Source organism: Bradyrhizobium sp. P5_C11_2 (assembly GCF_054049755.1).
Window position 1 is genome coordinate 1 of sequence record NZ_JBFULT010000334.1, and the last position, 8,431, is coordinate 8,431.

Here is an 8,431-nt window from a genome sequence, read left to right on the forward strand (position 1 = left end):
GCGCTGTCCTCGCTCTGCTGCGAGGAGACCTGCACAATGTAGCCCCCACCGCCACTGCTGGCGGGTGCAAGCTGCGTCGGGTTGGTCGCAGCCATCCGCTGCGGCGGCTCTGATGCCGTCGGCTGCGGCGCGAGCGAGAGCGGCTGATTGGCGCTGGCATTGGCCGAGGTCGGCGGGCTGCGCGGCGCGGCCGCGGTCGGTGCTGCAGGTGCCGCGATGGGCTTGGGCCCGGTTGCCGGCTTGGCGGCCRCCGAAGGCGCGGCGGTTTGCGGCGCCGTGCTGTCGGTCTGATCGCCCTTCACGGCCACGGTCCTGATCGGGCGCGGCGCGTTGTTCGGCAGCGTGCCGTTGCTCGGGATCGGACCAGCACTCGACGGCGGAATGTTGGACGGCGAGACGCTCGCGACCGGCGGCGGGTTGGCATTCTGGTTCAGCGGCGGAAACACCACGCGCGGACCGCCAGCCTTGGCGTTGACGTCGACCGGCGCCTCCTCGCGCGGCACGATCTTCTCGGAGCCATCGCTACTGACCATGCGGTCCGGCACCTTGGCCGAGGAGTCCGTCGGCGCCGGCACGACCTTGGTCGGGGTGTTGTCGGCCTTGATGATCGGCGGCTCGCCGCTGCGGGGCGAGCCCATATAGGTCTTGTAGGCAAAGGCGGCGCCGGTGCCGACCACCGCAAGCGCCAGGATCGCCGCGACCGTCATCATGCCGCCGCGCGACTTCTTCGGCTCGTCGAGATCCGCCTCGGGATAATCACTCTGGAACGCGTAGGGATCGTCCGGATAAGCCGGATCGCGCTGATAGTCCTGCTCGCCCGCCTCAAGCCGCCCGTAGAGCGCATCGTCGTAGCGCGACGGATCGGGCTGGGCCGGCTCCTGATAGGCCGGCTCCTGATAGGCTTGGCTCTGATGGGTTTGCCCCTGATAGGCCTGCTGATCCTGATAAGCCTGATCCTGATACGCCTGGGGCTGATGAAAAACAGGCTCAGGCGCTGCCGGCTGGGCGGCATAGCGATGCAGCGGATGCACCGGGTTCACGGACACGGGATAGTCAGGCTCCGGCGCGGGCACGGGCGCCGGCTGCACGTTGGCACGCCGCATCCATGACGGCGGCCCGGGCTGAGGCGGCGCGGCCGGCTCGGCATAGTCCTGCTGATCGCCGTCCTGCGGATAATCGTCTTCCCGATAGCTCTGGGCAGGTGCAGGCACCGCCGGCGGCTTGGCGCCGGGACGCCCCTGTGCCGCGAATGGATCGGTCTGCCCGATCAGGCGGGCGAGTTCGGCCAAGGGATCATTTTCCGCCTTCCCATGCTGATCGCCACCGCGACCATAGTCATCGGAAGGAAACGGTCTGTCCTGATATCGATCGGCCATCGTGATGATGCGTCCCTTCGGGAAAGCCGCGCACCCCTCGACCAAGGCACGGCCTTCGACCCACAAGGCTTTCAACCAAGTCTAAGCGGTCCGGCTTCTGCCGGTTACCCCCAAAAAATTCCCCTTAAGTAGTTCGCCCCAAACTACCGCATCTCGTCCGGGGCATGGACGCCGAGGATGGCGAGGCCCGATGCCAGGACCGAGACGACGCCCTGGACCATAGCCAGTCGCGCCTTCGTTAGATCTGCATCATTATTGATAATGAAGCGTAAATAGGGCAAATCGCGCCCCTTCGTCCAAAGTGCGTGAAATTCGCTCGCTAAGTCATAGAGATAAAAGGCAATACGGTGCGGCTCGTGGGCCGCGGCGGCGGCTTCCAGCGTCCGCGGAAAAATTGCGAGGCGCTTGAGAAGATCGAGCTCGACGGGGTCCGACAGCCGTTCCACGGCCGACTCGCCGAGCCAGGCGATGCGCTGGCCGGCATCCTCCGGGAGTTCCGGGAACACTTCGGCGCGCGCGTTACGGAAGATCGAGTGGCCGCGGGCATGGCCGTACTGCACGTAGAACACCGGATTGTCGCGCGATTGCTCCATGACCTTGGCGAGGTCGAAATCCAGCACCGCGTCGTTCTTGCGGTAGAGCATCATGAAGCGGACGGCGTCCTGGCCGACCTCATCCACCACCTCACGCAAGGTGACGAAGTCTCCGCTCCGCTTGGACATTTTCACCGCCTCGCCATTGCGCAGCAGCTTCACGAGCTGGACGATCTTGACGTCGAGCGCGCCCCTGCCGGAGGTCGTGGCCTTCACCGCCGCCTGCATGCGCTTGATGTAGCCGCCATGATCGGCGCCCCAGACGTCGATCATCTCGGCGAAGCCGCGGTCGAACTTGTTCTTGTGGTAGGCGATGTCGGAGGCGAAGTAGGTGTAGGAATTGTCCGACTTGATCAGCGGACGATCGACATCGTCGCCGTAGGCCGTCGCCCTGAACAGCAGCTGCTCACGGTCCTCCCAATCCTCGACCGGCGCGCCCTTCGGCGGCGGCAGGCGGCCTTCATAGATGTCGCCCTTGGCGCGCAGGAAATCGATGGTCTCGGCGACCTTGTTGTTGCAGCTCTCGATCAGCGAGCGTTCCGAGAAGAACACGTCGTGGCGGATGTTGAGGGCGGCGAGATCGTCCTTGATCTCGTCCATCATCATCGCGATCGCCTTGGCGCGCACCACCGGCAGCCACTCGGCCTCGCTCATCGCGAGGAGCTTGTCGCCGTGCTCCTTCGCCAGTGCCGCGCCGACCGGCTTCAGATAGTCGCCGGGATAGAGCCCGTCCGGGATCGCGCCAATGTTCTCGCCGAGCGCCTCGCGGTATCTCAGGAAGGCGGAACGCGCGAGCACGTCGACCTGCGCGCCGGCATCATTGATGTAATATTCGCGCGTGACGTCGTGGCCGGCGAACTGGAGCAGGCTCGCCAAGGCGTCGCCAAACACGGCGCCGCGGCAATGGCCGACATGCATCGGCCCGGTCGGATTGGCCGAGACGTATTCGACATTGACCTTGGAGCCGCCGCTGACGCGGCCGTAATCGGCGGCCTCGCGCAGCACCGTCCGCAGCGCCTCCGCCCAGGCGGAGGGCTTCAGCGTCAGATTGATGAAGCCCGGGCCGGCGACGTCGACCTTGGCGATCAGCGCGTCGGCGCGCAGCCGCTCGGCGATCTGCTCGGCGAGATCGCGCGGCTTCGCCTTCGCCTCTTTCGCAAGCACCATGGCGGCGTTGGTCGCCATGTCGCCATGGGAGGCATCGCGCGGCGGCTCGACCACCACGCGCGAGAAATCGGTGCCCTCGGGCCAGCCGGCGTCCACAGCGAGCGCGCGGCAGGCGGCGTGCACGCGCGCGAGCACGTCGGCGAACAGATGCAGCGATGAGGATGTGTCGGGCATGGCCGCCGCCTATCGCAAATCCGGGGTCGAGTCAAAGAGCCGCTGGTGCTCGGTCAGGGCGAAACGGTCGGTCATTCCGGCAATGAAATTGCCGATCCGGCGAGCCCGGTCGCCCTCGTTGTCGCCCTCCGCCCCCTGCAGCCATTCCGGCGGCAGCTCGGCCGGCATCGCCAGGTATTTCCCGAACAGGTCGAACAGGATCTGTTCCGCCTGCCCCATCACCCGCATCACCCGCTCGTGGCGATACATGTGCTGATACAGGAAGCGCTTGATGGCAGCCTCCTCCTCGGCGACCTCGGCGGGGAACGCGACCAGTGCGCGGCTCTGCTGGCGCACGTCCTGGGCCGATTGCGGCTTGACCTCGGCGAGGTTCTTGCGCGCCTCCGAAAACACCGCGCCAATCAGGTGGGAGATCAGCTCGCGCACCAGCTCGGCGCCGCGCCTGACCTCGTCGAGATCGGGATAATGCGCGGTGGTCTCGGCAATGATCTCCGCCGTGAGCGGCATCACCTTGAGCTCGTCGAGATGGAATAGGCCGGCGCGCAGGCCGTCGTCGATATCATGGGCGTCATAGGCAATGTCGTCGGCGATCGCGGCGACCTGCGCCTCCAGCGAGGCGAAGCTCCAGAGCTCGAGGTCGTAGGACTTGATATAGTCGGCGATGCCGACGGGAATGCCGTATTCGCGATAGCGTCCGACCGGCGCGCCGCTGCGGTCGGTCAGCGGGCCGTTATGCTTGACGATGCCCTCCAGCGACTCCCAGGTCAGGTTCAACCCGTCGAACTCGGGATAACGGTGCTCCAGCGTGGCGACGACCCGCAGGGTCTGGGCGTTGTGGTCGAAGCCGCCAAAATCCTTCAGGCAGGCATCCAGCGCCCGCTCGCCGGCATGGCCGAAGGGCGGATGGCCGAGATCGTGGGCGAGCGCAAGCGTTTCCGTGAGGTCTTCGTCGAGCCCGAGCTGCCGGGCCAGCGCGCGGGCGATCTGCGCCACCTCCAGCGAATGGGTCAGCCGGGTCCGGTAGTGGTCGCCCTCGTGGAACACGAACACCTGGGTCTTGTACTTGAGGCGGCGGAACGCGGTGGAATGGATCACCCGGTCGCAATCCCGCCGGAACGGGCTGCGGGTCTGGCTTGGGGGTTCCGCGACCAGCCGGCCGCGGCTGCGATCGGGATCGCAGGCATAGGGCGCGCGGGGGGCAGCCATTCCGACGGACACGGCGAATTTAGTCCCTATCCATTTGATTCTGCGTATGGTGGCACTTAACTATGACGGGCGCGGGATACCAAATGAATTGGGGCAAGTGACCCTGGTGTGACCGCRGGACGATCGGAGACGAACGATGACGACTGCCGTGACCATCAGTGACCGGGCCGCACGCCGGATCGGGGAGATCCTCAAGGGCGAAGGTTCTGGCGCGATGCTTCGGATCTCTGTCGAGGGCGGCGGCTGCTCGGGCTTTCAGTACAAGTTCGACATCGACCGCGCCCAGACCGATGATGATCTCGTGATCGAACAGGACAACGCCGTGGTGCTGGTCGATTCCGCGTCCCAGCCGTTCCTGGCGGGATCGCAGGTCGATTTCGTCGACGATCTGATCGGCGCCTCGTTCCGCGTCAACAATCCCAACGCGACCGCCTCCTGCGGCTGCGGAACCAGCTTCTCGATCTGACCGGCTACGCGCCGGTCATCTGCCTTTCCTCATCGGTCCAGTCCGCCTCGACCGGCATCATCTCCGGCTGAAGCGGCGCGTCATCCCACACCTCATGGTTCAGCGCCCGCAGCAAGGCGGCGACCAGCGCGGGCTTGCGTAAGGGTTTTGCCAGGAAATCCGACATGCCGGCCTCGCRGCAGATCCTGACGTCCTCGGGGAAGGCGTTGGCGGTCAGCGCGATGATCGGCAACGCCGCGAAGCGGCCGCCTTGCGCGCGGATCGCGCGGGTCGCGGCAAGGCCGTCCATGTCGGGCATGCGCACATCCATCAGCACGACGTCGTAGTCGGCCTCGGAGGCCGCCGCGACGGCTTCGACGCCGTCGGTGACGACGCGCAGCTCGACGTCGAAGGCGCCGAGCATCTTGCTCACGACCATCCGGTTGACGGCGTCGTCCTCCGCGACCAGCACCTTCAGCGGCCGGTCAAGGCTCGCGATGCGGGCCTTGAGATCGTCGGCTTCGTCGCGGTCTGCATTCTGGTCGGACGCCTGCGTCTGGCTCCAGGGCAGCACCAGCGTGAAGCGGAAGGTCGAGCCCTCGCCCGGCGTCGAGGTGACGCCGATGGTGCCGCCCATCTGCTCGATGATGCGCCGGGAGATCGCAAGTCCGAGCCCGGTGCCGCCGAAACGGCGGCTGATCGAGGCATCGGCCTGCGCGAAGTCGCTGAAGAGCTGCCCGACCTTCTCGGGCGCGATGCCGATGCCGCTGTCGGTCACGCTCCATTCGACGGTGGCGAGCAGGTCACGCCGCGCCTGGCAGGCGGCCGATATCGTCACCGCGCCTTCATCGGTGAACTTCACCGCGTTGGAGGCGAGGTTGAGCAGCACCTGCCTGATGCGCGCAACATCGCCGCGCAACGTCGGCGGCAGGTCCGGATCGAGCTCGACCTTGACCGACAGCCCTTTGCTCTTGGCGCCTGCGCGAACGACGGTCGCGACCGCCTCGGCCAGCGCCTGCGGTGCGAAGTCGATCGCCTCGAACTGAAAGCGTCCGGCCTCGAGCTTGGAGAGATCGAGGATGTCGTTGAGGATGCGCTGGAGATTGTCGCCGGACTCGCGGATCGTGGTGACGGCCTCGTGCTGCTCCGGATCGAGCTTGGTTTCGAGCAGCATGCTGGCAAGCCCGAGCACGCCGTTCATGGGCGTGCGGATCTCGTGGCTCATCACCGCGAGGAAGTCCGACTTGGCGCGGCTTTCGGCCTCGGCCTTTTCGGCGCGCCAGCGCTCGGTGACGTCGCGCCCGAAGCCGCGGTAACCGAGGAACTGGCCGTCACGGTCGTAGGCCGGCTTCGCCGTCAACGACCACAGCCGCGCCTCGCCGCCGGCGACGACCTTGAGGCTCATCTCGTGCAGCGGTTCGGCGTGCTCCATCAGGCCGACGACGTTGTAGGCCGCCGTCTTGTCCTCGGGGCAGAGCATGTCGAGCACGTCGGCGAATTGCGATCCCTTCAGGAGTTGGAGCGGCAGCTGCGCGACGTCGGCAAAGCGCTGGGGCACGTCGGTGAGATGCCCCTCGGCGTCGGTCTGCCACAGCCAGTCGCTGGCGTTCTCCTGGAAATCCTTCAGCAGCAGCGAGATGATCTCGGTCTGCCGTTCGAGCTCGAGCTGCGCCTTGAGATTACCCAGGAACAGATTGCCCTGGGAGACGATGCTGCGCGCCATGAAGAACGCGAACAGCAGCAGGAACACCGAGGTCACGAGATAGGGGCCGGCGCCGCACATCAGCAGCGCGCCGGCGCAGGCGATGGTCATCGTCGCGAGATAGACGAGGCCTGCGCGCGGGAAGGTCGAGAGCGTGAAGGCGCCGCCGGACATCATGCCGACCATCAGGCAGGCCAGGATCAGCTGGCTGGTCGGCTCGACCCGGCTGAACAGCGCCAGTGGCAGCGTGCCCCAGATCGCCGCGAGGAAGAATGCCTGCCGCAGCATCTGCCGCGCGGCGCGGGCCGAGGCTTCCTGCGGCGGGCTGTTGTGGGACCGCCGCCACGACCGAAACGCGATCAGGGCGACGACTGCAAGCGTCAGGCCCCAGATCGCGAGGAAGTCGTTCCAGCCCCTGCCCCAGAACAGGATCAGCACGATGGCGACGTTGAGCATGGTCACGGCCATCGTCACCGGGATCAGCCGGGTCACGGTGTCGATCTGCTTGGCCCGGATCCGGCGCATCTCGCGCTCGCTGAGATCGGCGGTGAGGCCGTCCTCGATCTCGAAGCCGCCGAGCCAGTACAGGAACGCACCGATCAGGCCGTCACGCGGCTCAGCTTGCTTCATCGATTTGTCCGGCCATTCCATCCGAGGAACCCTTTCGGCATCAATGGCCTGCGGCCCGCTTAAGCCGGGTTAATTTTGTGGGAGATTTTGCGGCGTCCTTGACGGGGGCGTTTGCATTTTGTTCTAAGGTTGGCCCCTGCCTGGAGCCCCGCACATGCCGATCAGAGTAGCCACCTGGAACGTGAACTCGGTCCGGCAGCGGATTGATCTTCTCCTGACTTGGCTCAGGGAGTGCCAGCCGGACATCGTCTGCCTCCAGGAGATCAAATGCGTCGACGAGGCCTTCCCGCGGCTGGAGATCGAGGCGCTCGGCTACAACGTCGTCACTCACGGGCAGAAGACCTTCAACGGCGTCGCCCTGCTGTCGAAATTGCCGTTCGACGAGACCAAATCGGGGCTGGCCGGCGACGACGAGGATGCGCATGCCCGCTTCCTCGAGGGCGTGGTGACGCTCAAGCGCGGGGTGCTGCGCATCGCGTGCCTCTATCTGCCCAACGGCAACCCGGTCGGGACCGAGAAATATCCCTACAAGCTCAAATGGATGTCGCGGCTTCTTGAGTATTCGAAGGAGCGCCTCAAGACCGAGGAGCCGCTGATCCTCGCAGGCGACTTCAACGTCATCCCGGCCGCCCGCGACGTGCACAATCCGGCCGCCTGGACCGAGGACGCCCTGTTCAAGACCGAGACGCGGGAGAGCTTTCAGGCCCTGCTCGGCCTCGGCCTGACCGATGCGCTGCGGGCGGTCACCGACGAGCCAGGGCTCTATACCTTCTGGGACTATCAGGCCGGCGCTTGGCAGAAGAACCACGGCTTGCGGATCGACCATCTGCTGCTGTCGCCGCAGGCCAGCGACCGGCTCGCCAATGTCGGCATCGACAGCTATGTGCGTGCCTGGGAGAAGCCGTCGGACCACGTGCCGGTGTGGGCGGACCTGGATCTCGAGGCGGCGTGAGCCCGCCTAGGATGGTGAGAATGGTGGGTTACGCTTCCGGCGTTCCGTGTTGAGCAACCGGGAATGCAGTCTCTAACCCACCCTACAGGGGTGCCCTATTCGCGACGGCCCTGCACCCACTGTTCCAGCATTTGCAGGCACATGGCGCGGTCGTCGTCGGAGGCCTTGGCGAAAGCGCGGTTGTAG

General features: G+C 66.1%; 6 protein-coding genes and 1 pseudogene. 2 read left to right on the plus strand and 5 right to left on the minus strand.

Annotated elements, in window-relative coordinates:
• The 3 genes from ACXJL8_RS26395 to ACXJL8_RS26405 all read right to left on the minus strand — a co-directional run.
• Positions 1 to 1,376: SPOR domain-containing protein (locus tag ACXJL8_RS26395; protein WP_456685862.1), on the minus strand; the 1,376-nt coding region annotated here is incomplete at its 3' end.
• 143 nt (positions 1,377 to 1,519) lie between these two features.
• Positions 1,520 to 3,310 (minus strand): arginine--tRNA ligase, encoded by a 1,791-nt coding sequence (gene argS / locus ACXJL8_RS26400; protein WP_456618823.1) that lies wholly within the window; start codon positions 3,308 to 3,310, stop codon positions 1,520 to 1,522.
• 9 nt (positions 3,311 to 3,319) lie between these two features.
• Positions 3,320 to 4,528 carry a deoxyguanosinetriphosphate triphosphohydrolase gene (locus tag ACXJL8_RS26405; protein WP_456618822.1) on the minus strand — a complete coding sequence of 403 codons (1,209 nt, stop codon included), beginning with the start codon at positions 4,526 to 4,528 and terminating at the stop codon, positions 3,320 to 3,322.
• 124 nt (positions 4,529 to 4,652) lie between these two features.
• Here ACXJL8_RS26405 and erpA point away from each other — a divergent pair, with 124 nt between their 5' ends.
• Positions 4,653 to 4,982, plus strand: a complete 330-nt coding sequence (gene erpA, locus ACXJL8_RS26410; RefSeq protein WP_456618821.1) for an iron-sulfur cluster insertion protein ErpA — start codon at positions 4,653 to 4,655, stop codon at positions 4,980 to 4,982.
• 4 nt (positions 4,983 to 4,986) lie between these two features.
• Here erpA and ACXJL8_RS26415 read toward each other — a convergent pair whose 3' ends face one another.
• Positions 4,987 to 7,314 carry an ATP-binding protein gene (locus ACXJL8_RS26415; protein ID WP_456685863.1) on the minus strand — a complete coding sequence of 776 codons (2,328 nt, stop codon included), beginning with the start codon at positions 7,312 to 7,314 and terminating at the stop codon, positions 4,987 to 4,989.
• Between the two features lie 133 nt (positions 7,315 to 7,447).
• Here ACXJL8_RS26415 and xth point away from each other — a divergent pair, with 133 nt between their 5' ends.
• Positions 7,448 to 8,245 carry an exodeoxyribonuclease III gene (gene xth / locus ACXJL8_RS26420; RefSeq protein WP_456618819.1) on the plus strand — a complete coding sequence of 266 codons (798 nt, stop codon included), beginning with the start codon at positions 7,448 to 7,450 and terminating at the stop codon, positions 8,243 to 8,245.
• Between the two features lie 95 nt (positions 8,246 to 8,340).
• Here xth and ACXJL8_RS26425 read toward each other — a convergent pair.
• Positions 8,341 to 8,431, minus strand: a pseudogene (locus ACXJL8_RS26425) (sel1 repeat family protein); the annotation flags it as partial.

Bases quoted from the DNA above. Each gene is read 5' to 3' on its own strand.
- xth (WP_456618819.1), top strand. From the start codon at position 7,448: ATGCCGATCAGAGTAGCCACCTGGAACGTGAACTCGGTCCGGCAGCGG.
- erpA (WP_456618821.1), top strand. From the start codon at position 4,653: ATGACGACTGCCGTGACCATCAGTGACCGGGCCGCACGCCGGATCGGG.
- argS (WP_456618823.1), bottom strand. From the start codon at position 3,310: ATGCCCGACACATCCTCATCGCTGCATCTGTTCGCCGACGTGCTCGCG.